This is a genomic window from Gynuella sp., from assembly GCF_050297175.1.
In the GTDB taxonomy this organism is placed as follows: Bacteria; Pseudomonadota; Gammaproteobacteria; order Pseudomonadales; family Natronospirillaceae; genus Gynuella.
This window is the reverse complement of sequence record NZ_JBNKSF010000027.1, coordinates 246452-269951: the sequence shown is the minus strand read 5'-3', so window position 1 is coordinate 269951 and position 23500 is coordinate 246452. Positions and strand designations below refer to the sequence as shown.

Below are 23500 nucleotides of genomic sequence, written 5' to 3'. Positions count from 1 at the left end.
AGGTCAAGGGAGATACCATATATAACTTCGCCGGTGCAAATATTGTTCACCCGAAAAGCATGATGCTAGCAGGAATATCGCGTTTCCCGACTTTTGGCACATAGTCGTTGTCGATGTTCGACGGTTTTTCTGTTCTGCTGCTATTCTCAACATGTTGTCTTCATAAATAAAAATAATAACTGGAAGAGACAATGGGGTGTCCCAAATATAGCAGGGCAATGACGTGTGGAGAGTCGGTTGCATACCTCTCATCTAAACGATGACTGGAGTGAGGGCGGGCTGTCTGCATCGTTGCTTTATTCTTTCATGTCTGTCTGATTTGGCAGTATTAATCTTTGCGTCAGGGATATTTGTTGATATCAGCTTTTATGCCGGTGATCTTATGATTGCTCTTATTGATTCCGTGTCTGTGTGAAATTTTCCTTGTGCCGATCAGTTGAATCCACTGCATCAAAAAGGGTCACCAAAAAAACAAAAATAACTCAAAAGGTGACGTTTATGTCCAAGAAAATGATAAACCTGTTATGTCTGCTGTGTTTGCTGGCGGGAGGTGCGCAGGCAGACTTCCTGGATTATGGTCTGTATTGGTTTGGCAAGGGTCAGGCTTCAGAAAAATTTACCGGTCCCGGCAACCGTTATTACGATGACAGCAGACCAACGCTGATTTTTGTGCATGGCTGGCAGCTTGGCACCAGTAAAGATAATTATTGGCGGCCTAACTTTAATTTCCTGAATAATGTGCCTGCTCATGGGTACGATATCGATGAGGCGGCGGCCTGGATTGATCAGGGCTGGAATGTTGGTATTTATTATTGGAATCAATTCGGTGATGAACTGGAAGTCAAAGATGCCGAAGCGAAAATGTGGACCGCCACGGGTCTCCGGGGTATGCGTTACCGTCAGTCAGATGGCCGCTACAGTACGCTTCAGGCTCCGAATAAAAGCATTTCAGAGCTGATGACGGATGCGGTCGCGGAGGCCTTGAAAGACAATCGCAATGGCTATCTGTTGTTGCATGGTCATTCATTGGGTAGTCAATTGGCCATTTCCGTGGCTTATCAGCTGACCCGCCGGGCAGAGCAGGGGATCGTACCAGCGTCGCTGATTCCTGAGCGGCTGGTATTGTCTGATCCATTCTGGTCGAAGTACGGCAAGAGCTATCTAAATGGCGCCTGGACCGGGGAAGTCTCCAGAGCTTACGCTCGTTACCTGATTGATTATTATGATATCGCCCTGGAAATGACGCGTTCATCGGGGATTTGTGATCTTTGGATTGGTGATTGCAATGACGAGATGACTAGGATGGCTGCGTTTCAGCGGTTACGTTTCTGGTATAGCGATTGGTGGGAGATCGATCAGAAGCACATCATGGCGTATGACTGGTGGATGTTGTCGAGGACATATCCGGCACCTCTGGAGGTGGATTATAACCTTGAGCCGACAGGAGAAGTCGCACTGTCAGCGTCGACGTCTGATCAACGTATCAAGGCCATGATGGGGGGGCAGTATGAATGGGATCAGGTGGATGGTCTGTATACACCGATACCCGCAGATGATCGTTTTGAGGTGATTGAATTATCTGTCTGGCCATAAAACAGCTTTATTTTATGGGGCCATTAAAGCAGTTGGGATAATCTATTAGGTGGGTTTAAAAACTGTCACTATCGTAATCTCACCAAACAGTTGTCATGATAAATTCTATGAAGAAGGCCACGGTATGCCAGGCTTTCTTCATTGTGTGATGATTGAGAAATGACAACATGCTGCGGTCGCAGGTGTCCACATCAATGGTCCTATAGCGGCTTGTTGAAGCGATTGAATGAAGACCAGCCGACAAATCCGCAGCTTTTTAGGTTCGATAGGGCATCGCAAAACCGGAACAACCGGTTCATGCCAAACACCCGCGCAATACGGCACCCTCCGTGTAAAACCCCAGCCCGAACATGCAGATACCCGTTACCACCTTAATGACAATGACTGGTTTGTTGTGGGCATCGATGATCAAAGTTCGGTTATTATTACTATTGAAAGTCATGCTGCCAGACTTTATTGGCTGGAGAGAAAGGCCATTGAGGGTAACGACAACACAGGAAGGGCAACCAATTGATGTACATCCCTGTACAAATGCTTCAAGTGGTTTATCAGTTTCCCTGTTAAAGATTAACTGGCAAACATTCCTGTATCGACCGGGCAGGTCTGGTCATTGCTGTAATCGTATACTTTGACGTCACCATCAATGACTTCTTCTTTAAGCTCATCAATTTTATCGATCCATTCGGATTTCACAGATTTATTGCGGTTGAACATATCCAGGCTCCATGACACACCCCCTTCTTTCAGACCCAGCACTTTGGTCCCGGCGGTCCATTTTCCGTTGATGGCTTCTTCCATGGATTGGTAAGCTGCAAAACCAACTTCTTTGAGCATGGAGGAAATAATCGTCTCACCGGTAAAACGCCAGTTCTGACTGGCATCGACAGCAATCGCCCGGTTACCGGTTTCAAACGCAGCCTGATATACACCTTCACCGGAACCACCTGCTGCGGCAAAAATGATATCCACTCCGTTTGTGAACATTTGAGTTGCGATTTTCTGTGCCTTTTTAGGATTGGCAAATGCTTCGGTCGTTGTGCCAAGAGTCGTGCTGGTCAGACGGATATTCGGGTCAACCGCTTTGGCTCCCTGCGCAAAACCGCATCCGAATTTGTGGATCAGGGGAATATCCATGCCACCGACAAAACCGACTGAATGCGTTTTGCTGGCCAATGCTGCGAGTGCACCCACCAAATATGATCCTTCTTGTTCTTTGAAAATAATAGACTGGACATTAGGACCCTTCACTACAGAGTCGATGATGACAAACTGCAGGTTTGGGTATTCTTTGGAGACAGTGGCGATGGCGTTGCTATAGGAAAAGCCTAGACCGATGATTGGTGAATGGTTTGCCCTTGCCTGTTCTCTGACCACTTCCGTCAGATTTCGTGTTCCTGGCTCCACTTCGGTCACTTTGGTGCGGTAGTTATACTCGAACTTCTTAACACCATCTTCGTAAGCAGAATCATTAAAGGCGTAGTCCCCTTTTCCTGCTCCGTCATACAACACAGCAGGGTGGATTGTGCCTGCAACCTTTCCCACATTTTGTTTGGAGAGCAGCGACTTAACGTATAAACCACCAAAGACTGCAGCACACACAAGACAGAGTGCCAAAACGGAGGAGAATACCCATTTGGTAATTGGGTCGCGCTTTTTCATATTCATAAGTCAGTACACCTGTATCAATATTGAACTGCTAACATGCAAATTTTTTCGCAAAAAACGGGATTTTTGAATATCCATTCAGACACATGTTCCGGTGTCCCGGAAAATTGTTTATAAGGAGAATTATGCTTCGAAAACTGCAAAAAATTATCTGCGGTATGGTGAGTAAATAAAAATTTCATAAAGATGTCTATAACAAACAGAGTACTTTTTTAACTATTTTGTTAATACCCTGAATATTTTGTTATATATGAATAATTGAATAAACATTTCAGAGTTTTGGGAGTCACGCAGCATCCGTTTTACTTCGCTGTTTTGACCGAATAGGAAGATGGTTTGGCTGCTAAGAAATCTCTGAAAAATGACCTGTTTTTGTGCAGGGTATTGTTAGCATCGACCCTCTCTAACTGTCGTTTAGGCCAATAAATTGCGGTTTAATCAGCGCTGCTGGCTAGCCTGCATCAAAACTGTTCCGGTTTTCCAGAGGTCTCTTAACTGATTAAACATTAAAGTATTTTTTAAATACTTACCGAAAGAACTGTATATCCATGGGATGAGTGGGAGAACAGCCGGATGATGGCAGGATACGAGAAATCGTTTTACCGCCTGCTGTTTTACCGTTCAGGCAGGCGGTCTTTTGGTTAGCTGGCCTATTATTTGGTGCCGAAAATCTTATCGCCCGCATCACCCAGGCCGGGGATGATATAACCGTTCTCGTTTAAATGATCATCAACCGCTGCAACATAAATATCCACATCTGGGTGTGCCTCTTGGACGGTCTTGATGCCTTCGGGGGCAGCAACCAGAAATAGTCCCAGAATATTCTGACAGCCTTTCTGCTTTAGCAGATCGATCGTGGCAATTAACGTACCGCCAGTGGCCAGCATCGGGTCGATGATCATGGCTGTTCTCTGAACCACGTCTTCGATGATTTTGTCGAAGTAGGCAACTGGTTGCAGGGTTTCCTCATTGCGATACAGGCCAACCACACTGACCTTGGCACTGGGGATCAACTCAAGTACTCCATCCAGCATACCCAGTCCGGCGCGCAGGATAGGTACGACGGTAATTTTTTTGCCTTTGATTCGTTTGACAGTCATTGGTGCACCGGTCCAGCCTTCTATTTCCACTGATTCGGTTTCCAGTTGTCGGCTGGCTTCATAAGTGAGCAGGGTTGCTACTTCACCAGCCAGGGCCCGAAAGTTTTTGGTGCTGATGCCATTCTCACGCATCAGGCCGAGTTTATGTTGAATCAAAGGGTGCTGAATCGCGTGCAATGACATAGGGTCTCCTTAAATGAATTACAGATTGAATTGTTGCTGCCACCAGCTTTTCAGCAGTTGCATCGCCTGGCCACGGTGGGAAATCTGATTTTTCTGCTCAGCCGTCAGTTGCGCGGCACTGATATCAAATCCGTTGGGTATGAACAATGGATCATAGCCAAAGCCGTTGTCTCCTGACTGTTCTGTGGCTATGTGGCCTTCCCAGGTACCCGTGCAGATCAACGGTGTAGGATCGGCAGCGTGGCGCATAAATGCCAGTACACAGCGAAAACGGGCACTGCGCTCCGGCACCTCAATGCTGGATAGACGATTGAGCAGTTTGGTATTATTGGCAGCATCGCCCTGGCCGTCGGCATAGCGGGCAGAATAGATACCTGGCTCACCATTGAGAGCATCCACTTCCAGGCCGGAATCATCGGCCAGTGCAGGCAGGCCAGTATGATGACAGGCATGGCGTGCTTTAATGATGGCATTCTCGATAAAACTGAGACCGTCTTCGACGGCCTCAGAGAGTTTGAAATCGCTTTGTGGTAATACCTCAACATGGAATTCACCCAGACAACTTCTGAGTTCTTTTAGTTTTTTGGCATTGCCACTGGCCAATACAATTTGACTGATAGACACGTTCTGGTTACTCAAAATACATTTGTTGCTGATGACGAACCGTAAATGGTCGGTCCTGTCCCGGTTCCGCTTTGACATCAATTTCGAAGCGATAAATGTCTTCATCGTCAAAATTGAAGTTACCGACATAATAAATGCCGCCTTGTTCCTGAATTTCCCTGAGTTCGATGTCCCGCTCCTGACCGATCAGGTTTTTGATACGGGCGGAAACCATCGCTGGTACTGCGTGGGGAAGGTCTTCGCCTTCCTTATTCTCCAGCACGCTCACCATCAAAAAGCCCAGTTTACCACTGCGCTGTAATTGGTAGCTGCGGGCAATCTCGGCAGATAACGTGGTGGAGTTCAACATCATATAGTGTACTTCATAACGACCGAACACTTGTTTTTGTTCACCGGCGGCCTGAACGGATAAGGAGGCACACAGCAAAGTCAGAATAGTCAATAAATGCTTCATAGTGCGGTTAACCTATAGATAGCAATTTCACCCAGCAGGTTGGGCATCAGATTAATGAACCAGCGGCTCTGGTGCAGTGAGTCAACCACCAGCCGGTCCAGGATTTTAACACTTCGCTGGCGACAAAGTTCTTCAAAATCCCTAAATGTACAAAGATGGATGTTAGGCGTGTTATACCACATGACGGGTAGTGCTTTACTCATAGGCATTCTGCCTTTGAGACCAAGATAGCCGCGGGCACTCCAATGAGCAAAGTTTGGAAATGTAATAATCGCTTCCCTGCCAACCCGCAACAGTTCGTCGAGCACCTCATCAGGTTTGTCCATCTGCTGAAAAGACTGGGTCATTACCACGCAGTCAAAACTTTGGGAGCTGAAGTTGTGCAGTCCTTTATTGAGGTCCTGTTTCACAACGGACACGCCTTTGCGCACGCATTCAACGATTTGCGGATGTTCGATTTCCAGACCCAACCCCCGAACCTGCTTTTCTCGGCCCAGGTAAGCCAGCAGTTCTCCATCACCACAGCCCAAATCGAGAACTTCTGAGTTGGCTGAAATCCATTGTTGGATAATGTCGAGATCCGGACGCATTAGAATCCCCCCTCTTTGGCTACCCGGTCGAGATAGGTCGACAACAGGGAAAAATAATCGGGAATCGGAAACAGAAATGCATCGTGTCCCTGAGGCGCATCGATTTCCATGTAGGTAACTTTCTTCTTGGCTTTGATCAGGGCCGTGACGATTTCCTCACTGCGTTCCGGGGCAAAACGCCAGTCAGTGGAAAATGAAGCCAGCAGAAACTCGCAGTGGGCCTGGCTCAAGCAGGCGGCCAGATCGTGATTGTGATCGGCGGCCGGATCGAAATAATCAAGTGCTTTGGTCATCAGCAGGTAAGTATTGGCATCGAAACGGTTGGAAAAACTTTCGCCCTGATAGCGTAGATAACTTTCCACTTCGAAATCGACTTCATAATTAAAATTTAGCTTACCACTCTTCAGGTCGCGGCCAAATTTCTCTCTCATGCTGTCATCGGACAGATAGGTGATGTGACCGAGCATGCGTGCCAGCGCCAATCCCTGCGCCGGATAAGTATTATGATCAAGATAACGGCCTTCGTGAAAGTCCGGGTCGCGAACAATTGCCTGACGAGCCACTTCATTAAAGGCGATGTTCTGCGCCGATAATTTGGGCGCAGCGGCAATGATAATGCAATGACGTATCCGGTCGGGATAGTCGATACTCCAGCGCAATGCCTGCATACCACCGAGTGAACCGCCAACGACTGCCGCAAACTGCCGTATGCCCAACCGGTCCGCCAGGCGGGCCTGACTTTTGACCCAGTCCCGAACGGCCATAACTGGAAAGTCCGGACCATACGGTGTGCCGGTTTCCGGATTGATGGATTGTGGGCCGGTACTGCCATCACAGCCGCCGAGATTATTCAAGGCAATCACAAAAAAGCGTCGGGTATCTATGGGTTTGCCCGGTCCGATGGCAGAATCCCACCAGCCGGGTTTAGTGTCTTCTGGGCTGTGAAAACCGGCGGCATGGTGATTACCGCTAAGAGCATGACAGATCAATACCGCATTGGAGCGGTCTTTATTCAGTTCCCCATAGGTTTCAAAGACAAGTTCGTATTCGGAAATTTCCCGACCACAGCGCAGGGGCAGTGGTTCACTAAAATGGGCCCGCTGAGGGCTCACCAACCCCACAGAGTCGGATGGATAAGATTTGGACATGGAGTATTCCTGGTCTAATTCGGCGGATCACTAATGTTCAGTAAATCCGGTATCTGTTTCGGCTGAGTGATGCTGACGCGTTTTTGTCGGCTCAGTTCACCACTCAGAATTTTGACCTGGCTTTTGCTGACCCGGAAGGCCTTGGCCAGAAACTGAATTAGCCCCGCATTCGCCTTGCCATCCACAGCTGGTGCGGATATGCGAATTTTATATGCCTGGCCATGTAAACCACAGAACTCATCCTTCTTGGCATTCGGTTGAAGATGGCAAACAAGAATAAGGCAATTGCCATCCCAACGAAAGGGGGTACCGGTAGAATTCATAGACCGATAAAAAAGCCCCCGCCATATCCCAGCGTCTTGGCAACACTCAACAAAATAATATTCTGCAAAATATAAAGTACCAGAACCGCCACCATAAAGGACAAATCCAATACTCCCACCTGCAGGCCCAGACGGCGGAATGGACCGACAAACGGTTCTATCATCTGGGCGATGAATCCCAGCAGTGGATTATAACTGCCGGCGGATACCCAGCTGGCAATGGCCACTATCAACATGGACCAGAACAACACCATGAAAAATACCCCGGCTACACCCAAAACCGCAAACAGCGCAAGCTGACCGATGTTGTAATAACCACCCGCAAGGGTCGAAATGATAAAACCATACAGCAGCTGTACCAGATAAATGGCCAGCAGACTGGCATTATCGATACCGCCGTATCCGGGAATGATTTTGCGCAGTGGCAGAATGATCGGGTTGGTGATTTTGACCACGGTTTGAGCCAGAGGATTATAAAAATCCGCCCGGGCCAGCTGAGCCAGGAACCGTGCCACCAGTGCAATCAGATAAATACTGAAAGCTGTTTTTAGCAGTAAAAAAACAATCTCATACATCGCGCCCATTATTGATCTCCACTAGCAAGTTCTTTGGCCATTTCTTCGCTGCGATCCGCGCAGGCAATCATCGCCTGCTGTACTGCTGCCCGCAAACCATCCTGTTCGAAACTGCGAATGGCCCGCTCAGTGGTACCGTTGGGCGAGCAGACTTTTTTACGCAGGGTTTCTGCTGAATCTCCACTGTTCAGCACCATCTGGGCCGCCCCCAGAGCGGTCTGGCCGACCAATTTGGCAGCGACGTCGGCGGGTAGCCCCAGGGATTCGGCGGATTTCTGCATGGCTTCCATAAACATGAAAAAATAGGCTGGGCCGCTGCCCGAGGTAGCCGTTACCGCATGCAGGTGATGCTCTTTCTCTACCCAGATACTGATGCCGACGGCATTAAAGACTTTTTCCGCCAGGCTTTTCTGGTCATCACTGACCCGTGGGTTGGCGTACAGCCCTGAGGCACCGGTTTGTACCAATGCCGGAGTGTTGGGCATACAGCGAATCACAGCCAAGTTACCGCCCAGCCACTGTTCAATGGTTTCGGACTCCAGCCCGGCGGCAATGGAGATAATCAGTGGTTTGGATTGCTGTACCGTTGCCATCAGTCCCTGGCAGACTGATTTCATGACCTGTGGTTTAACCGCCAGGATCACGACATCTGCACCACTGATACCTTCGTTGTTGTCTGTGGTGGTTTGAATATCAAGCCCGGAGGCCAATTGATTCAGTTTGTCCTGATCAGGGTCGGTTGCAGTGATCGGACCCGTGTAGCCGCTCTGCAGTAGTCCGCTGATAATGCTGGTGGCCATGTTACCGGCACCAATAAAGACCATTGAGGCTTGCGCCATTGTATTCACCCTTGGTTGCTTATCTGCCAGGCCGGCTGCCGAAAATGGCGGAACCGACTCTGACCATGGTGGAGCCACATTCGATGGCAATATCCATATCACCGGACATACCCAGTGACAGTTGATTGCATTCCGGGTATTTGGAAGTTAGCCCGGTTAACAGTGTATTCATCGCTCTAAATTGGCGACGTAGTTCGGATTCTTCAAGGTCAATGGCCGGAACGGCCATAATTCCACGTAGTGTGAGTCTGGGCATTTCTGCCACCTGGGCGGCCAGCTGTTCCAGTTCGGCAGGGACAATGCCCTGCTTGTTGGGATCCTGACTGATGTTCAGCTGCAGGATAACGTTCAGTGGCGGCAATTGCTCCGGGCGCTGGTCATTGAGTCGACGGGCGATTTTTTCGCGATCCACTGAATGTACCCAGGCAAAATGCTCTGCAATCTGACGGGTCTTGTTGGACTGAATCGGGCCAATAAAATGCCATACTGCCGCTAATCCGGATAACTGTTGGATCTTGTCCACTGCCTCCTGAATATAGCTTTCACCCAAATGCCGAGCGCCGGCGGCGACAGCCTGTTCTATACTTGAGGCTGGGCAGGTCTTTGACACGGCAATAATCTCAATGTCTTCAGGCTTGCGGCCGCAGGCTGCTGCGGTTCTGTGGACGCGCGCGCGGATCTGCTCAAATCGCTGTGATATGGTACTCATAAATTTTGGTGCTATTCTCGTTGCCCGGTATATATGGGGACGATATTGTAACGATACATGGTGTTGCTTAACACATAGGTATCTTCAGTTCACAGCATATTTTCAGCCAATTTTTCGGCTGGTGTGTTTAGGCGACCGTTTAACATCCGACGAGGCTTTTCATGGATATCACTGAATTATTGGCTTTTAGTGCCAAACAAAACGCATCTGACCTACATATTTCGGCGGGGTTGCCACCGATGATCCGGGTTGATGGCGATGTTCGTCGAATCAATTTGCCGGCTATGGGGCATAAAGAAGTGCATGCGTTGATTTATGACATCATGAATGACAAACAACGTAAAGACTATGAGGAATTTCTGGAAACCGACTTCTCGTTTGAAGTACCGGGAGTTGCTCGTTTCCGGGTGAACGCATTTAACCAGAACCGTGGCGCTGGAGCGGTGTTTCGGACCATTCCCTCAAAGGTTCTGACCATGGAAGATCTTGGCATGGGGCAGGTTTTTAAGGATGTTTGTCACAATCCACGAGGCCTCATACTGGTGACCGGGCCAACCGGTTCTGGTAAATCCACCTCTCTGGCGGCGATGATTAACTACATCAATGAAAACCGTTATGAGCACATACTGACCATTGAAGATCCAATAGAATTTGTGCATGAATCCAAAAAGTGTCTGGTGAATCAGCGGGAAGTACACCGGGACACACACGGATTCAGTGAAGCATTGCGTTCGGCCCTGCGGGAAGACCCTGACATTATTCTGGTGGGTGAGCTGCGGGATCTGGAAACCATTCGTCTGGCGTTGACCGCGGCAGAAACCGGCCACTTGGTATTTGGTACTCTGCATACCACCTCGGCGGCCAAGACCATTGACCGGGTAATCGACGTTTTCCCGGCAGAAGAAAAATCCATGGTACGGTCCATGTTGTCTGAATCCCTGCAGGCCGTTATCTCGCAGACGCTGTTGAAAAAGAACGGTGGTGGCCGGATTGCTGCCCATGAAATTATGATCGGTACACCGGCCATTCGTAACCTGGTGCGTGAAGATAAGGTCGCGCAGATGTACTCGGCCATACAAACGGGCGCCAGTGTTGGTATGCAGACTCTGGATCAGTGTCTGAAAAATCTACTGCAACGTGGCATGATTACCCGGGAAATTGCACGTGAACGGGCCAAACAGCCTGAATCCTTATAATGGCTCAGAGAGCTTAAACACACAACGGAACAACGGTTATGGAATTCGATAAGTTACTGCGGCTGATGGTTGAAAAAGGCGCATCGGATCTGTTTATTACGGCGGGTGTTGCACCGAGCATGAAAATTCATGGTCAGGTGGTGCCAATTACCAAGAACCCTCTGTCGCCGGAAAAAACCCGTGAACTGGTATTGTCGGTCATGACTGAGCGACAAAGAGAAAGTTTTATCGACACGAATGAATGTAACTTTGCCATTTCCGCTCGGGGCATTGGTCGTTTCCGGGTCAGTGCATTCTTTCAGCGCAACCTCACGGCAATGGTACTTAGGCGTATTGAGACCCGTATTCCGCGGACAGAAGAGCTGGGTCTGCCAGATGTGCTGAAGCAAATGGCCATGACCAAGCGCGGACTGGTGATCTTTGTAGGGGCGACTGGTACCGGTAAATCCACCTCGCTGGCGGCCATGATCGGGCACCGTAACCGGAATTCCAAAGGCCACATTATTTCCATCGAAGATCCGATCGAATATATTCACCAGCATGAAGGTTGTATCGTAACCCAACGTGAGGTTGGTATTGATACTGAGTCGTTTGAAGTGGCTCTGAAGAACACTCTGCGGCAGGCACCGGACGTTATTATGATCGGTGAGGTGCGGACCAAGGAAACCATGGAATATGCCATCACATTTGCGGAGACCGGACACCTGTGTCTGGCGACATTGCACGCCAACAACGCCAACCAGGCGCTGGACCGGATCATGCACTTTTTTCCGTCGGAACGACAACGGCAATTGTGGATGGATCTGTCATTGAACCTGCGTGGTATTGTGGCGCAGCAATTGATTCCAACCCCTGATGGAAACGGGCGTCGGGCTGTGGTTGAAGTGTTGCTGAATTCGCCTTTGGTTCAGGATCATATCCGTAAAGGTGAGGTGCACCTGTTGAAGGATCTCATGGCCAAATCCAATGAGCTGGGTATGCAGACCTTTGATCAGGCATTGTTCCAGTTGTATACGAGCGGCGAAATTACCTATCAGGATGCTCTGGCGCATGCTGACTCCGCCAACGATCTGCGTCTGATGATCAAACTGGATCAGGAAACCGATTCCGGTCACCTGGACGATAACTCCAGTCGTTTTACCATTCAGGACGGAGACAACTACTAACCCATAGCCCTGTGTTTATGGCGTTAAGAAAGAAATCCGGGCATATACCTTTCTATGTTCGGATGCTCGCGTGATATCTGTGTTTCGAATATTTCTGATTGATTCAAGTAGCACGTCATTAGAGGGGGCTGGTCATTTTTCCACGGCTGGCACCCATCCCACCTGTCTTTGTTAAGCGGATATTAAAACTGTACAAGAGCCCGGATAATGGGTTTTTTTGGAGTTTATTTTATAACAGACTTTTTCCGTCCTATCACTTCGTGATATCTAGGTCAATAATCCTTGTATATGAGTTTGATTTTCCATTTATAAGGTAATATACCGTCAAAAAATAAAAACAAAAAACTGTTCTGAACCAAGTTTCTCAAAACTACCTGTAGCGGTTTGTTTGGTGATGCTGTGCTGCCAACATATAACACGAGTGTATGGAGGAAGTCGCATGCCTAATTCGGTCAAATTGAAACGAATACTCCTGAATTGCATTGTTTCTGTCGTTTTTATGGGAGCGTTTTTATCCCCATGCTCCGTAGCGGTAGTTGATGTGACTTACTCGACAGACTCGGAACCGATTTATTCTGCTCAGCAACAAAAAATCAGCAAAAAAATAGCGACGGCTTTAGTGCCAACTTCAAATGGAATGCAAGTGGCTGCCTGGTATCAGAGCGATGACGTTGTGGAAATGGATCGTCGTATTGCCCTTCACCATGATCAGTCTGAAAGACCATCTGTACAGGTGTACAGCGAGAAGCAATCATCTATATGGGTATTTGTTGCCATGATTATTATTTGTTTGATGCTATTTTTTTTGTTCGGTTACTGTACATGGCGACTGAATATGTTGGTAAGGTCTCTTCTTGCTATGATTTTCTTATGAGGGTAAGTGTATTCCACTTTCCCTCCCAAAAAAGTCGTTGTCTGTTTTAGCGTTTCGCCTGCCGAGATGCCAAAAGATAAGGTTGGATAATTTCCAACAAAGCCTGAATATGTTCCGGTTTATCATTCAGGGCCGGAATATAATTAAAACTCTGGCCGCCGGCTTCAAGGAAATATTCCCGGTTTTCCTGATCAATCTCTTCTATGGTTTCAAGACAGTCGGATGAAAAGCCGGGGCAGAACACCTGAACGGATTTTACTCCGGATGACCCCAACTGCATCATCGTTTTATCGGTATAGGGCTGTAACCATTCGGCTTTGCCAAAGCGGGATTGAAACGTTGTCATGATCTCGCTATCTGCAAGCTCCAGTGCCTGCTGCAGTAACTGGCTGGTCTTCATGCATTGATCATAGTAAGGGTCGCCTTTGTCCCGGTAGGATACCGGCGTACCATGATAAGACAGAATCAGTTTGTCGGCCCGGCCATGTTGTTTCCAGTAGTTTTGAATATGTTCTGACATGGCATTTATGTAGGCGGGATGATCATGGTAGTTATGAATAAAGGTCAGATCCGGTACCGTGCGGGAGCTTTGCAGAAATTGACCCAGAGCATCAAACGTCGACCCGGATGTTGAACCGGAGTACTGCGGGTAAAGCGGCAGTACGATGATATTACGTATCCCCTGTTGCAACAGAGCGGAGAGCTTGTCAGACATGCTGGGGTTACCGTAGCGCATGGCAAAATCCACCACGACGGGTTCCTCAGACTCTTTGCTGACGAGCGCTTGTAACGCTCTTGACTGATTGCGGGTATAGATCAGCAGTGGCGAGCCCTGTTCCGTCCACACCTCCCGGTAGGCGGCCGCTGATTTACGAGGCCGGGTATTTAAAATAATACCGTTCAGTATCAGCCACCATAACCAGCGTGGCGCTTCGACCACTCTGGGGTCGGATAAAAACTCCTTCAGATAGGTCTTCAGTGCCTTTGGAGTCGGGGCCTCGGGGGTGCCGAGATTACAAATGAGTACAGCTGTGCCAGGAGCATTGCTTGGTATGTCGGTAAAACCCTGATAGTTCATAAAAATCGTGACCGTTGATTAAATGTGATTGGGCAAACTGTCATATTGCGCCTGTATTGCGAGGATCCAAATTAAAAAAAACAATGATGCTCATTAACTCAGCATCAACCAGATACCCACACCTGCCATCAATGACCCGGCGATACGATTCATCAGTTTCAGGTTAGCGGTATTTTTGAGCAGCGCGCCCAGAGATTGGCCTCCGCTGGAGTAGATCATCAGGCACGTCCATTCCAATATTAAAATCATCAGTATCAGAACGGGCAGTTGCGTCAGTAATGGGTAATCCGGAGAAATAAAGGGTGGCAATAATGCGACCAGGAAGGCCCAGCCTTTTGGGTTGGCAACTGCAGTGATGAATCCCTGATACATTAACTCCCGACGGCTCAATTGCTTATGAGGTGCATTTTGTTCTGTTAAGGCCAGCTTACCTTTGGAGCGCCAGAGAGTATAACCAAGATAGATGAGATAAGTGCCGCCAATGATTTTCAGCACCACGAACAACATTGGAAAACGCAGCATGATTGCCGCCACACCAATGGCTGCGGCAATTGCCACGGTCGCGACACCGGCCAGTTCTCCAGCCATCATCCACAGGGTTCGCCGGACCCCGATTGTCATCCCCAGAGACATGGCCAGCGTCATGCACATACCAGGGGTAATAGACACAAAAAAGAATGTCGGAATGAATGCAGCCAGTAATGCCATACTGATCATGATGGTTCCGCCATTGCCCAGGCTTCATAACCACCGTCGAGTGAATAAACGTCCTGAAATCCCTGTTCAAGTAAGAAACTGGCTGCATTGATACTACTAATACCATGATAACAACAGACCACGACGGTTTGCTCCCGAGGCGTGTTGGTCAGAAACTCAAATGCGTTCTCGTTGGTCAGCTGAATGGCGTTTGGAATGTGACCTGCATTGAAAGACTGGTCGTCACGAATGTCGACCACCAGGCAGGACGATTGCAGGGCTTTTAATCCGGCCGGATCGATATGCTTTACCAAAACAGGCTCCATTGTAAATTGATTCAGGAAATAATGGATTCTATTGACTGTTAGCAGGAATGCAAAGTACCTGATCAGAGTCAGGGGGTACCACGGAATAAAATTTCCATTTTGTCCGAATCTGGTATATTCGCCGACCTTCACAAGCCAGAAAATAAGGACGTAAATATGCGATTTTGGAGCCCGGGCAGCTTGATGGTTGCTGTAATTTGGTTGTGGTCAACGTGGGTTATTGCCACAGAGCAGCACGCCCCAATGACTCGCTGGCAGAAAATTGATTTGCCGGATTATCGGATTGTGTTTGAACCGGAGCTGCGCAGTGAGGCCGAACGCATTGCCTCTTATCTGGAGTTTTATGTTCCCAGGATGGAGCAGTCCATGCCTGTGACATTGCGGCCGAAACGTATTCCCATCTTGTTATCCTCCAGTTCTCATGAAAGTAACGGCTATGTGGCGACGTCCCCGTTCCGGTCAGTATTTTTTAATCAGCCTTCGGCATTTGCAGCGGAAGACTGGTTAAAAACACTGAGCATTCATGAAGTTCGCCATACTATCCAGGCGCTGCAGCCGTTGGATACTAATAGTGGTCGGATTCTGACGGCCTGGTTTGGGGAGAACGGCAGTGCATTTTTAAATGGGATTTTTTATCCAGCCTGGTTTTTGGAAGGGGATGCCGTGCTGGAGGAAACCCTGCTGTCTAATGGTGGTCGTGGCAGGGTGGCGTCCTTCGATCTCTGGCGTCGCACTCATGAATTGAGTCAGCCGCGTTATGATTATTTCCGCGCATTTCTGGGCACCGGGTATGACAGCTATCCATTCGCGAATCATTATGAACTTGGTTATTTTCTGACGACTTATCTGCGCAAGACCTATGGTGACCGGATTCTGGATAATATCCTGGAAGGCACTGGAGAATTCGGTCTGACCATTACATTTGATGGTAACACCCGCAAGCTGACCAAGGATTCGCTGCCGGAAACCTATGAGCATGCCATGAACGAGCTTCACCAGCGCTGGCAGGCTCAACAGCAGGCCATGACGCTCACCGATGTTGAGCCGCTGTGGGCACCCGGTCGCAAGGCCTGGCGCAGTTATTATCCGTTTGCCAGCTCTGGTGACACGACCTGGGCTATACGTCATGGGGTCATGGATGGCACCTGGTTGGTCAGTATCGAACATGGCCGCGAAGTTCGCATTCGGCAAATACGAAACACCGTTGCCAGCAGTCTGCGAGGCACCGCCAAACAACGTTCCATCAGCAAGGGTGATGACCAGGTTTGCTGGATTAACTATCACGCTAATGCGCGTTTCAGCCTCCAGTCCTGGGGCGATATAGATTGTTACTCACTCAAAGAAGACCGGTTACAGCATTTAACCCAACTGCAGAAGTATACCTCCGTTGCTGTCAGTCCAACGGACCGCTATTACGCAGCCGCAGAATTTACTGAAACCCGTGATGCGAGTATTCACATCCTGGATACCAATGGTGCAGTGATTCAGCATTTTGCTTTGCCAAAACATGCGTTTGCATTTGATCTGGCCTGGAATGCGGATGAGCAGCAGCTGGTGTTTGTACAGTTGGATGACGAGGGCTTTTCCATTCGGGAGCTGCAACTGGCATCAGGAGAGCAACAGATACTGATGGCAGCCAATCATGATCAGGTTCCCCGTTCGCCGGTGTTTACTGATCAGGGGGTGGTGTATAGCAGCGATTATAGCGGCACGGATCAGTTGTGGCTGTTACCCGATGCAGGGCAGCCGCAACTGATCGTTCAACGTCCTTACGGGGCATACTTTCCCAACTGGAATGCCCCTCTTAAAAGCATCGTTTTTGCCGATTACCAGGCACATGGGCAGGATGTTGTTATGGTGCCTGTGGCGAATTTGTCCGGTACTGAAAAAGATCAGGTGGTGCCAGTACGAACCGATTATTTTGCGCCGTTGCAGGCACAGCGTAACGATAACCCCTTGCTGGCAGACATCACTCCGCCGGAACCTCAGGATCATGAGGTCAGTCCGTATTCCCGTTGGGGTAATTTGGTGAACATTAATAACTGGTCATTGCTGTTTTCCGGTCAGAGCGCTTCGGCGACAGTGAACAGCAATAATCTGTTAAATACGCTGGGTATGTCGGCATCAGTGATTCAGGATTTCAAGCATCATGAAACCAGTGGTTTGTTTTCTCTGGCCTATCGACGCTGGTACCCGGTTATTACGGCATCAGTGGCGTCGAATTTCTATGCGCAGACTGACAAGCATGATGTGGAACGACAGTGGCGGCAAAATACTCGCAATATTGGTGCCTACGTACCGTGGTCGTGGCAACAGGATTACCAGCAGTTTCAGGCCGTGGCCGGTGTGAATCTGAGTTTTTCGGATATTGACGATATACCGGTGCGTGATGATATCGATAACCAGCCTTCGGGCGCACTGGCATTGTGGAAATCCTATGTTGGTTTCAGCCAGCAGCGGGAAGGTGCTATGCGGGATGCTGCAAGTCGCCATGGTTGGGTAGCGGAATTGGGCTTCAATCAGTCCGTGGATGAGTGGTCAGATTTTGACAAGCAACAGTATTGGGGATCGTTGAAGCTTCATTTTCCCGGCTTCTGGCTGACCCATTCGATCGTTGCCGAGGCCGAATATGAAGGGCAGCGGGGGGATGATGATTTTCTGCTACCGAACCAGTTTGAACCGGCACGGGGTTTTCTGGATACCTTGACCAAAGATCAGGGCGGTCGGGTTGGTTTGGAGTATGTTGCGCCGGTCGGACCATTGTCCTGGCGTCTGGGACGGGTGTTGTACCTTAAGAGCTGGCAGCTCAGTTTGTCGGCCGACTATGAAACTGCCGAGTATCAGGATGATTTTGAGGATCGCTGGTCCACCGGTGTGACGGTTGCCTTACCGAGCCATCTGTTCAGCAATCTGTCTCTCCAGGTCAATCCTTACGTGAGTACTTATTTGGTGGATGGTTATAAAATGCAGACTATCGTCGGGGTGGGAGTGAGTAACCAGTAGGTTTTACGGAGCTGACATCAAACGTGCCCGTCGCCGTTTGATGTCAGTGCATTGCTGTTATTTCTTGAGCCGGTAGCACGGTTCATATTTGGCCCCGGGTAGTTTCATCCGGTGCTGTTCTACAAAAGCCTGCAACAGCCGGTCGAGGGGTTCCATAATGCGGGGATCGCCGTTGATCTCAAATGGTCCTTTTTCCTCGATGGTTCTAATTCCCTGTTCTTTCACATTGCCGGCGACAATGCCGGAAAATGCCCGTCGCAGGTTCGCTGCCAGTGTATGGACAGGTAACTTATGGCTCAGTTCGAGTTTGGCCATGTTCTCGTGGCTGGGTTCGAATGGCTGCTGAAAAGCTTTGTCGATGGTCAGCAGCCAGTTAAAGTGAAAGGCATCTGCCATCTTGATCCGGAACTCCCTTACATCGTGCAGTCCCTGAGCCATTTCCCGTGCCACCTGGGCGGGATTGTCGATGACGATCTTATACTTCTGCTGAGCCTCAAACCCCAGTGTGGTATTGATGAACTCGTGCAGCTCCTGGAAATAATCTTCTGACTCTTTTGGGCCGGTCAGAATCAGCGGAAATGGAATTGAGATGTTATCCGGGTGCAGCAGAATACCCAGTATATACAGCAATTCTTCGGCAGTGCCGGCGCCGCCTGGAAAAATAACAATACCATGACCGATCCGGACAAAGGCTTCCAGACGTTTTTCAATATCCGGCATGATCACCAGCTCATTGACGATCGGATTGGGCGCTTCGGCGGCGATGATGCCCGGTTCGGTAATACCGAGATAGCGGCCACCCTGAACGCGCTGCTTGGCATGGGCAATAATGCCGCCTTTCATCGGCCCTTTCATGGCACCAGGACCACAGCCGGTACAAATGTTCATACCTCTCAGACCGAGTTCATGACCGACGTTTTTGGTGTATTTGTATTCGCGGTTATTGATTGAGTGGCCGCCCCAGCAAACTACCAGATTGGGCTCGCGGCCGGGCGCAAAAGCGCGGGCATTCCGCAGGAAGCGAAACACATATTCGGTAATGTCTTTACCACTTTTAAGGTTGTCGACGTGGGTGTCGATACCACTTTGACTGTAGACGATGTCGCGCAGGGCACTGAACAGCATTTCCCGGGTTGATGAAATCATGTCATCGTCGACGAAGGCTTCTGCAGGCGCATTTTTTACGATCAGTTTGATGCCACGATCCTGTTGTTCAAGTTCAATGTCAAAGTCTGGATAGGCTTCCAGCAGGGTTTTGGCATTATCGACATCAGACCCGGTGTTCAGGATGGCCAGTGCGCATCGTCGAAACAGCTCATGCATACCGTTCTGACCAGTGGTTCTAACTTTGGCCACTTCCTGCTGGGACAATATTTCGAGGCTTCCTCTGGGAGAGAGGGAAGCACTTTTGACTGCTCTGGTCGTATGACTCATGTTCTTTTCCTTACATTAATACCGGGGCCGGTCCTGCAGTAGCGCAGCATAACCGGTTTGGAAATCCGGATAGCGAAACTGAAATCCTGCCTGCTGCAGCCAGCTGCTGCGGCAGCGTTTCCCCTTTGACATTGTCAGTTTAGCTGATGCCTGCTGATCGACATTGATTTGCCGTTGCAGCCAGGCCAGAACCTCATTTTGAGTGGCACCCTGACCATCGCAACCAAGAACAATTTTGGGGTTCGACTGACCGGACCGCCAACGGTTACATAAAAAGCTGATCAGCGCCACAGCATCTTCAATATGTATACGATTGCCGAAAGCGGTCTGTTCCGTCCAGCTCCCCTGGTTCGCCAGGCGAATCATCCGGGTACGCAGGGGCCCATAAATACCAGCCAGTCTGACACTGCAGTCCTGGCCTTTGAGCAGTTGTTCGGTCTCCCATAGAACTTGCCCTTGAGGATCTGCCGGGTTTGATGGTGACTGCTCATCGACCCATTCGCCCTCATTCTGGCCATAGACCCGGGTTGAGGAAACAAACAGGCAGTGTTGATGGGTAATGGTTGCCAGAGCCTGCTTAAGGCCATGGTAATAACTTTGCCGGTACCCGATAACACTGCGGTCAGAGGCAGCAACACAGTAAACCATAATGTCGCAGGCATAATCGGCCAGCTGTTTAATGTCGCTGGTGAGATCCAGGTATTTCATGTCGTAAGGCCTGGACGTGTCATCCCGGCTGCGTTTGATGGCCAACACCGACAGATTATTCTGCTGGGCCTCCAGGGCCAGCCGGGAACCCAGATCGCCTGCGCCAAGGATGATCAGCGAATAGTGTTTCGTCATATGCAGAGTCTTATTCCAATAATTTTTTGAGCTGTATGTATTTTCAGTCTTGTGCTATCGGTCCGTGGCTGAATCGGTATAATCGAGCCAGCTTTAAATGCGAATTATCCCTTATGATGACATTGAATGAACTGAAATACTTGGTGGCTTTGTCAGAGCTGAAACACTTTGGCCAGGCTGCTGAGCAATGTTTTGTCAGCCAACCAACGTTGAGTGTGGCCATTAAGAAGCTGGAAGAAAAGCTCAATGTGGCGTTATTTGAGCGTCGCAACCAGCAAATTGATGTGACTCCCATTGGTATGCATATCGTGCAACGGGCCCGCAAGGTACTCCAGGAAGTCAGTGATATACAGGCTATCGCCCAGAATTCCCAGGATCCGCTGCAAGGCGAAATCCGTCTCGGGGCTATTTTTACGATTGCTCCATACCTGCTGCCGGTTGTGATTCCTGAATTGCATCAGCGGGCTCCACAGATGCCTTTGTATATTGAAGAAAACTTTACCGCCAGTCTGCGCAAACAATTGATTGCTGGCGATATTGATGCGGCGGTCGTAGCCATGCCCTTTACCGGTACGGATCTGGTAACCCGACCGCTGTATGACGAAGAGTTTGTAGTGCTTGCACCGTATAGTCACCCGGTCGCACAAATGGCCAGTGTATCGCAGGAGCAACTGGCAGATGAAACCCTGCTGTTACTGGGTGATGGTCATTGTGTGCGGGATCAGATCATGCAATCTTGTCCGGCCATTCAGCAATCCACGTTGGAAAAATCGTCACCGATGCGCTCGCTGACGTCCGGCAGCTCCCTGGAGACTTTGAAATACATGGTGGCATCCGGCATGGGGTTGACCATATTGCCGGGTTCTGCTGCCAGACCGGGACAATACAATCCCAATCTGATCAAAGTGGTGCCGTTTGCTGACAATCCGCCCACCCGTACCGTAGCACTTTCCTGGCGGGCCACTTATACCCGACCAAAAGCCATGGAGTTAATCGCCAGTGTCATTAAGCACAACCACGACACTTAAACTGACCAACCTCAAAGGCGTCGGCGAAAAACTGGTTGAGAAGCTCAATAAAATCGGCGTTTTTCAACCACTGGATCTGCTGTTCCATCTGCCATACCGTTACCAGGATCGTACCCGGATTGCACCGATCGGTGGTTTGCGTTTTGGTCAGGCAGTGGTGGTGGAAGCAGAGGTTCGTGCCGCCCAGGTGGTGTTTGGCAAGCGTCGGTCTCTGGTGGTGCGGGTACAGGATGGTACCGGTACGCTGACTCTACGATTCTTTCATTTCAGTGCTGCCCAGAAAAATCAATTTGTCTCGGGTAACCGGGTCCGTTGTTATGGAGAAGTTCGTACCGGCAGTACCGGTTATGAAATGTATCATCCGGAATACAAGCTGCTGAATGCTGCCACCGCAAGTCCTCTGGAAAACTGTTTGACCCCCCTGTATCCAACGACTGAAGGGTTGAATCAGACACGCATACGGTTGCTGGTGGATCAGGTGCTGCCACATGTTCGGCAATTGCCGGACTACGTGCCAGAAGTGCTGCTGCAGAAGTTCCAGCTCCCAACTCTTGCTCAGGCGGTTCAGGAACTCCATCACCCATCCACCGATACCCGCCTGGATCTGTTTGAACAAGGGCAGCATCCAGCCCAGCGACGGTTGGCACTGGAAGAGCTATTGGCCCACAACCTTAGCCTCAAACAGCTCAAACAGCAGGCGCAATTGGAACCTGCGGTGGCCATGCCGTTACATGGGCATCATGTAGAGGCATTGAAGGCCCGGCTGCCCTTTCAGTTGACAGCTGCACAGCAGCGGGTGTTTACCGAGCTCAGTGCGGATATGTGTCGCAGAGTACCAATGATGCGGTTGGTTCAGGGGGATGTCGGCTCAGGTAAAACCATGGTTGCGGTCTTGGCAGCATTGCAGGCGGTGGAAAACGGTTTTCAGTGTGCGCTGATGGTGCCCACGGAGATCCTGGCAGAGCAGCATTTTAATAATATCTGTCAGCTGGTAAATCCGTTGGGGCTGGGGGTGGCCTGGCTGGTTGGCAAACACAACAAAAAAATCCGTGAACAACAGCTGGCGGAGGTTGCCGAAGGACGCGCCACGATTGTCGTTGGTACTCACGCGTTGTTTCAGGAATCGGTCCGTTTTCATCGTCTGGGGTTGATTATTATCGACGAACAGCATCGATTTGGGGTGCACCAGCGATTGGCGTTACGGGAAAAAGGCCAGAGCAGTGGTCAGATTCCTCATCAGTTGATTATGACCGCAACTCCGATTCCCAGAACCCTGACCATGAGTGCCTACGCTGATTTGGATTGTTCCATTATCGATGAATTGCCGCCGGGGCGTAAACCCGTGGTGACGACGACTATCAGTGATCAGCGCCGGGTTGATGTGATTGCCAGGGTAGCCAGTGCCTGTCAGTCTGGCCGGCAGGTTTACTGGGTGTGTACGCTGATTGAAGAATCAGAAGAGCTGCAATGCCAGGCGGCCGAAGATACTGCGGCAGATCTGGCGTTGGCATTGCCGCAGTTGCGGATCGGTCTGGTGCATGGCCGTATGAAAGCGACACAGAAGGCCGAAGTGATGGAACACTTCAAAAAAGGGGATTTACATCTGCTGGTAGCCACCACCGTCATCGAGGTTGGAGTGGATGTGCCCAATGCCTCTGTCATGATTATCGAGAATCCCGAACGTTTGGGGTTGGCTCAGTTACATCAGTTGCGTGGGCGTGTTGGTCGGGGGGATCAGGAGAGCTTCTGTGTGTTGGTATATGGATCCTCATTATCGCAGCAGGGCAAGGAGCGTTTGCAGGTGATGAAGGAAACCAACGATGGCTTCAAAATCGCAGAAAAAGACCTGGAATTGCGTGGCCCAGGGGAGGTTTTGGGGACCCGACAAACCGGACTCATGCAATTTAAAGTGGCAGATCTGCAACGTGACGCCGGCATGCTGGATGATGTACAGTGGCTGGCAGAACAGCTTCTTACATATTATCCGGAAAATGTAGAGCCGGTCATAAAACGATGGATTCCCGATGGCGAGAAATACGGCAAAGTCTGATGA

The 23500-nt window shown here is 49.7% G+C and carries 23 protein-coding genes; 8 read left to right on the top strand and 15 right to left on the bottom strand.

The window, feature by feature from the left end:
- The first annotated feature begins 498 nt into the window (after positions 1–498).
- Complete coding sequence (locus tag ACQY6I_RS11005) at positions 499–1593, top strand: cell adhesion protein (RefSeq protein WP_428241537.1); 1095 nt, start codon at positions 499–501, stop codon at positions 1591–1593.
- A gap of 226 nt (positions 1594–1819) precedes the next feature.
- Entirely contained in the window at positions 1820–2107 is a 288-nt protein-coding gene (locus tag ACQY6I_RS11000) for a hypothetical protein (RefSeq protein ID WP_428241536.1), read from the top strand.
- A 53-nt stretch (positions 2108–2160) separates the two neighbouring features.
- Here ACQY6I_RS11000 and ACQY6I_RS10995 read toward each other — a convergent pair whose 3' ends face one another.
- The 10 genes from ACQY6I_RS10995 to ACQY6I_RS10950 all read right to left on the bottom strand — a co-directional run bounded on the left by ACQY6I_RS10995 (position 2161) and on the right by ACQY6I_RS10950 (position 9803).
- On the bottom strand, positions 2161–3258 hold the full coding sequence (locus ACQY6I_RS10995; protein WP_428241535.1) for a BMP family ABC transporter substrate-binding protein: 1098 nt from the start codon (positions 3256–3258) through the stop codon (positions 2161–2163).
- 653 nt (positions 3259–3911) lie between these two features.
- Positions 3912–4541, bottom strand: coding sequence for a uracil phosphoribosyltransferase (gene upp / locus ACQY6I_RS10990; protein ID WP_428241534.1), 630 nt, complete (start codon positions 4539–4541; stop codon positions 3912–3914).
- A gap of 18 nt (positions 4542–4559) precedes the next feature.
- Positions 4560–5165, bottom strand: a complete 606-nt coding sequence (rdgB, locus tag ACQY6I_RS10985; RefSeq protein WP_428241533.1) for an RdgB/HAM1 family non-canonical purine NTP pyrophosphatase — start codon at positions 5163–5165, stop codon at positions 4560–4562.
- A 7-nt stretch (positions 5166–5172) separates the two neighbouring features.
- Positions 5173–5619: a DUF4426 domain-containing protein gene (locus ACQY6I_RS10980; protein WP_428241532.1), complete on the bottom strand. Its 447-nt coding sequence runs from the start codon at positions 5617–5619 to the stop codon at positions 5173–5175.
- Positions 5616–6209: a methionine biosynthesis protein MetW gene (metW, locus tag ACQY6I_RS10975; RefSeq protein ID WP_428241531.1), complete on the bottom strand. Its 594-nt coding sequence runs from the start codon at positions 6207–6209 to the stop codon at positions 5616–5618. The genes ACQY6I_RS10980 and metW overlap by 4 nt, the downstream gene beginning before the upstream one ends.
- Positions 6209–7357, bottom strand: coding sequence for a homoserine O-succinyltransferase MetX (gene metX, locus ACQY6I_RS10970; RefSeq protein ID WP_428241530.1), 1149 nt, complete (start codon positions 7355–7357; stop codon positions 6209–6211). Before metX ends, metW begins: the two co-directional genes overlap by 1 nt.
- Positions 7358–7371: 14 nt before the next feature.
- Positions 7372–7680 (bottom strand): DUF167 family protein, encoded by a 309-nt coding sequence (locus tag ACQY6I_RS10965; protein WP_428241529.1) that lies wholly within the window; start codon positions 7678–7680, stop codon positions 7372–7374.
- Positions 7677–8264 carry a YggT family protein gene (locus ACQY6I_RS10960; RefSeq protein ID WP_428241528.1) on the bottom strand — a complete coding sequence of 196 codons (588 nt, stop codon included), beginning with the start codon at positions 8262–8264 and terminating at the stop codon, positions 7677–7679. Before ACQY6I_RS10960 ends, ACQY6I_RS10965 begins: the two co-directional genes overlap by 4 nt.
- Entirely contained in the window at positions 8264–9094 is an 831-nt protein-coding gene (gene proC, locus ACQY6I_RS10955; protein ID WP_428241527.1) for a pyrroline-5-carboxylate reductase, read from the bottom strand. The genes ACQY6I_RS10960 and proC overlap by 1 nt, the downstream gene beginning before the upstream one ends.
- A gap of 19 nt (positions 9095–9113) precedes the next feature.
- A complete protein-coding gene (locus ACQY6I_RS10950; protein WP_428241526.1) occupies positions 9114–9803 on the bottom strand; it encodes a YggS family pyridoxal phosphate-dependent enzyme in 690 nt (229 codons plus the stop codon).
- Positions 9804–9964: 161 nt separating this feature from the next.
- Here ACQY6I_RS10950 and ACQY6I_RS10945 point away from each other — a divergent pair, with 161 nt between their 5' ends.
- From ACQY6I_RS10945 to ACQY6I_RS10935, 3 genes are all read left to right on the top strand, one after another.
- Positions 9965–10999: a type IV pilus twitching motility protein PilT gene (locus ACQY6I_RS10945; RefSeq protein ID WP_428241525.1), complete on the top strand. Its 1035-nt coding sequence runs from the start codon at positions 9965–9967 to the stop codon at positions 10997–10999.
- Between the two features lie 38 nt (positions 11000–11037).
- Positions 11038–12165, top strand: coding sequence for a PilT/PilU family type 4a pilus ATPase (locus ACQY6I_RS10940; protein WP_428241524.1), 1128 nt, complete (start codon positions 11038–11040; stop codon positions 12163–12165).
- A 439-nt stretch (positions 12166–12604) separates the two neighbouring features.
- On the top strand, positions 12605–13039 hold the full coding sequence (locus ACQY6I_RS10935; protein WP_428241523.1) for a hypothetical protein: 435 nt from the start codon (positions 12605–12607) through the stop codon (positions 13037–13039).
- Between the two features lie 46 nt (positions 13040–13085).
- Here the strand turns inward: ACQY6I_RS10935 and hemH are convergent, their stop codons facing one another.
- The 3 genes from hemH to glpE all read right to left on the bottom strand — a co-directional run bounded on the left by hemH (position 13086) and on the right by glpE (position 15127).
- A complete protein-coding gene (gene hemH / locus ACQY6I_RS10930; RefSeq protein WP_428241522.1) occupies positions 13086–14117 on the bottom strand; it encodes a ferrochelatase in 1032 nt (343 codons plus the stop codon).
- 93 nt (positions 14118–14210) lie between these two features.
- Positions 14211–14834 carry a LysE family translocator gene (locus ACQY6I_RS10925; RefSeq protein ID WP_428241521.1) on the bottom strand — a complete coding sequence of 208 codons (624 nt, stop codon included), beginning with the start codon at positions 14832–14834 and terminating at the stop codon, positions 14211–14213.
- Positions 14831–15127 carry a thiosulfate sulfurtransferase GlpE gene (gene glpE, locus ACQY6I_RS10920; protein WP_428241520.1) on the bottom strand — a complete coding sequence of 99 codons (297 nt, stop codon included), beginning with the start codon at positions 15125–15127 and terminating at the stop codon, positions 14831–14833. The genes ACQY6I_RS10925 and glpE overlap by 4 nt, the downstream gene beginning before the upstream one ends.
- 168 nt (positions 15128–15295) lie before the next feature.
- Between glpE and ACQY6I_RS10915 the strand changes: the two genes are divergently transcribed.
- Entirely contained in the window at positions 15296–18142 is a 2847-nt protein-coding gene (locus tag ACQY6I_RS10915; protein WP_428241519.1) for a TolB family protein, read from the top strand.
- Positions 18143–18199: 57 nt separating this feature from the next.
- Here the strand turns inward: ACQY6I_RS10915 and ppnN are convergent, their stop codons facing one another.
- Both ppnN and ACQY6I_RS10905 read right to left on the bottom strand, forming a co-directional pair.
- Positions 18200–19576, bottom strand: a complete 1377-nt coding sequence (gene ppnN / locus ACQY6I_RS10910) for a nucleotide 5'-monophosphate nucleosidase PpnN (RefSeq protein ID WP_428241518.1) — start codon at positions 19574–19576, stop codon at positions 18200–18202.
- Positions 19577–19591: 15 nt separating this feature from the next.
- Positions 19592–20419, bottom strand: a complete 828-nt coding sequence (locus ACQY6I_RS10905; RefSeq protein ID WP_428241517.1) for an NAD-dependent epimerase/dehydratase family protein — start codon at positions 20417–20419, stop codon at positions 19592–19594.
- A gap of 113 nt (positions 20420–20532) precedes the next feature.
- Between ACQY6I_RS10905 and ACQY6I_RS10900 the strand changes: the two genes are divergently transcribed.
- The gene (locus tag ACQY6I_RS10900; RefSeq protein WP_428241516.1) at positions 20533–21447 is read left to right on the top strand and encodes a hydrogen peroxide-inducible genes activator; all 915 of its coding nucleotides are present in this window, start codon (positions 20533–20535) and stop codon (positions 21445–21447) included.
- The gene (gene recG / locus ACQY6I_RS10895; protein ID WP_428241515.1) at positions 21419–23497 is read left to right on the top strand and encodes an ATP-dependent DNA helicase RecG; all 2079 of its coding nucleotides are present in this window, start codon (positions 21419–21421) and stop codon (positions 23495–23497) included. The genes ACQY6I_RS10900 and recG overlap by 29 nt, the downstream gene beginning before the upstream one ends.
- The last annotated feature ends 3 nt before the right edge of the window (positions 23498–23500 follow it).

Bases quoted from the DNA above. Each gene is read 5' to 3' on its own strand.
- ACQY6I_RS10905 (WP_428241517.1), bottom strand. From the start codon at position 20,419: ATGACGAAACACTATTCGCTGATCATCCTTGGCGCAGGCGATCTGGGT.
- ppnN (WP_428241518.1), bottom strand. From the start codon at position 19,576: ATGAGTCATACGACCAGAGCAGTCAAAAGTGCTTCCCTCTCTCCCAGA.
- ACQY6I_RS10915 (WP_428241519.1), top strand. From the start codon at position 15,296: ATGCGATTTTGGAGCCCGGGCAGCTTGATGGTTGCTGTAATTTGGTTG.
- ACQY6I_RS10965 (WP_428241529.1), bottom strand. From the start codon at position 7,680: ATGAATTCTACCGGTACCCCCTTTCGTTGGGATGGCAATTGCCTTATT.
- upp (WP_428241534.1), bottom strand. From the start codon at position 4,541: ATGTCATTGCACGCGATTCAGCACCCTTTGATTCAACATAAACTCGGC.
- ACQY6I_RS10935 (WP_428241523.1), top strand. From the start codon at position 12,605: ATGCCTAATTCGGTCAAATTGAAACGAATACTCCTGAATTGCATTGTT.
- ACQY6I_RS11000 (WP_428241536.1), top strand. From the start codon at position 1,820: ATGAAGACCAGCCGACAAATCCGCAGCTTTTTAGGTTCGATAGGGCAT.
- ACQY6I_RS10995 (WP_428241535.1), bottom strand. From the start codon at position 3,258: ATGAATATGAAAAAGCGCGACCCAATTACCAAATGGGTATTCTCCTCC.
- ACQY6I_RS10950 (WP_428241526.1), bottom strand. From the start codon at position 9,803: ATGAGTACCATATCACAGCGATTTGAGCAGATCCGCGCGCGCGTCCAC.
- metX (WP_428241530.1), bottom strand. From the start codon at position 7,357: ATGTCCAAATCTTATCCATCCGACTCTGTGGGGTTGGTGAGCCCTCAG.
- ACQY6I_RS10900 (WP_428241516.1), top strand. From the start codon at position 20,533: ATGATGACATTGAATGAACTGAAATACTTGGTGGCTTTGTCAGAGCTG.
- ACQY6I_RS10925 (WP_428241521.1), bottom strand. From the start codon at position 14,834: ATGATCAGTATGGCATTACTGGCTGCATTCATTCCGACATTCTTTTTT.
- ACQY6I_RS11005 (WP_428241537.1), top strand. From the start codon at position 499: ATGTCCAAGAAAATGATAAACCTGTTATGTCTGCTGTGTTTGCTGGCG.
- hemH (WP_428241522.1), bottom strand. From the start codon at position 14,117: ATGAACTATCAGGGTTTTACCGACATACCAAGCAATGCTCCTGGCACA.
- proC (WP_428241527.1), bottom strand. From the start codon at position 9,094: ATGGCGCAAGCCTCAATGGTCTTTATTGGTGCCGGTAACATGGCCACC.
- ACQY6I_RS10980 (WP_428241532.1), bottom strand. From the start codon at position 5,619: ATGAAGCATTTATTGACTATTCTGACTTTGCTGTGTGCCTCCTTATCC.
- ACQY6I_RS10945 (WP_428241525.1), top strand. From the start codon at position 9,965: ATGGATATCACTGAATTATTGGCTTTTAGTGCCAAACAAAACGCATCT.
- ACQY6I_RS10960 (WP_428241528.1), bottom strand. From the start codon at position 8,264: ATGGGCGCGATGTATGAGATTGTTTTTTTACTGCTAAAAACAGCTTTC.
- ACQY6I_RS10940 (WP_428241524.1), top strand. From the start codon at position 11,038: ATGGAATTCGATAAGTTACTGCGGCTGATGGTTGAAAAAGGCGCATCG.
- metW (WP_428241531.1), bottom strand. From the start codon at position 6,209: ATGCGTCCGGATCTCGACATTATCCAACAATGGATTTCAGCCAACTCA.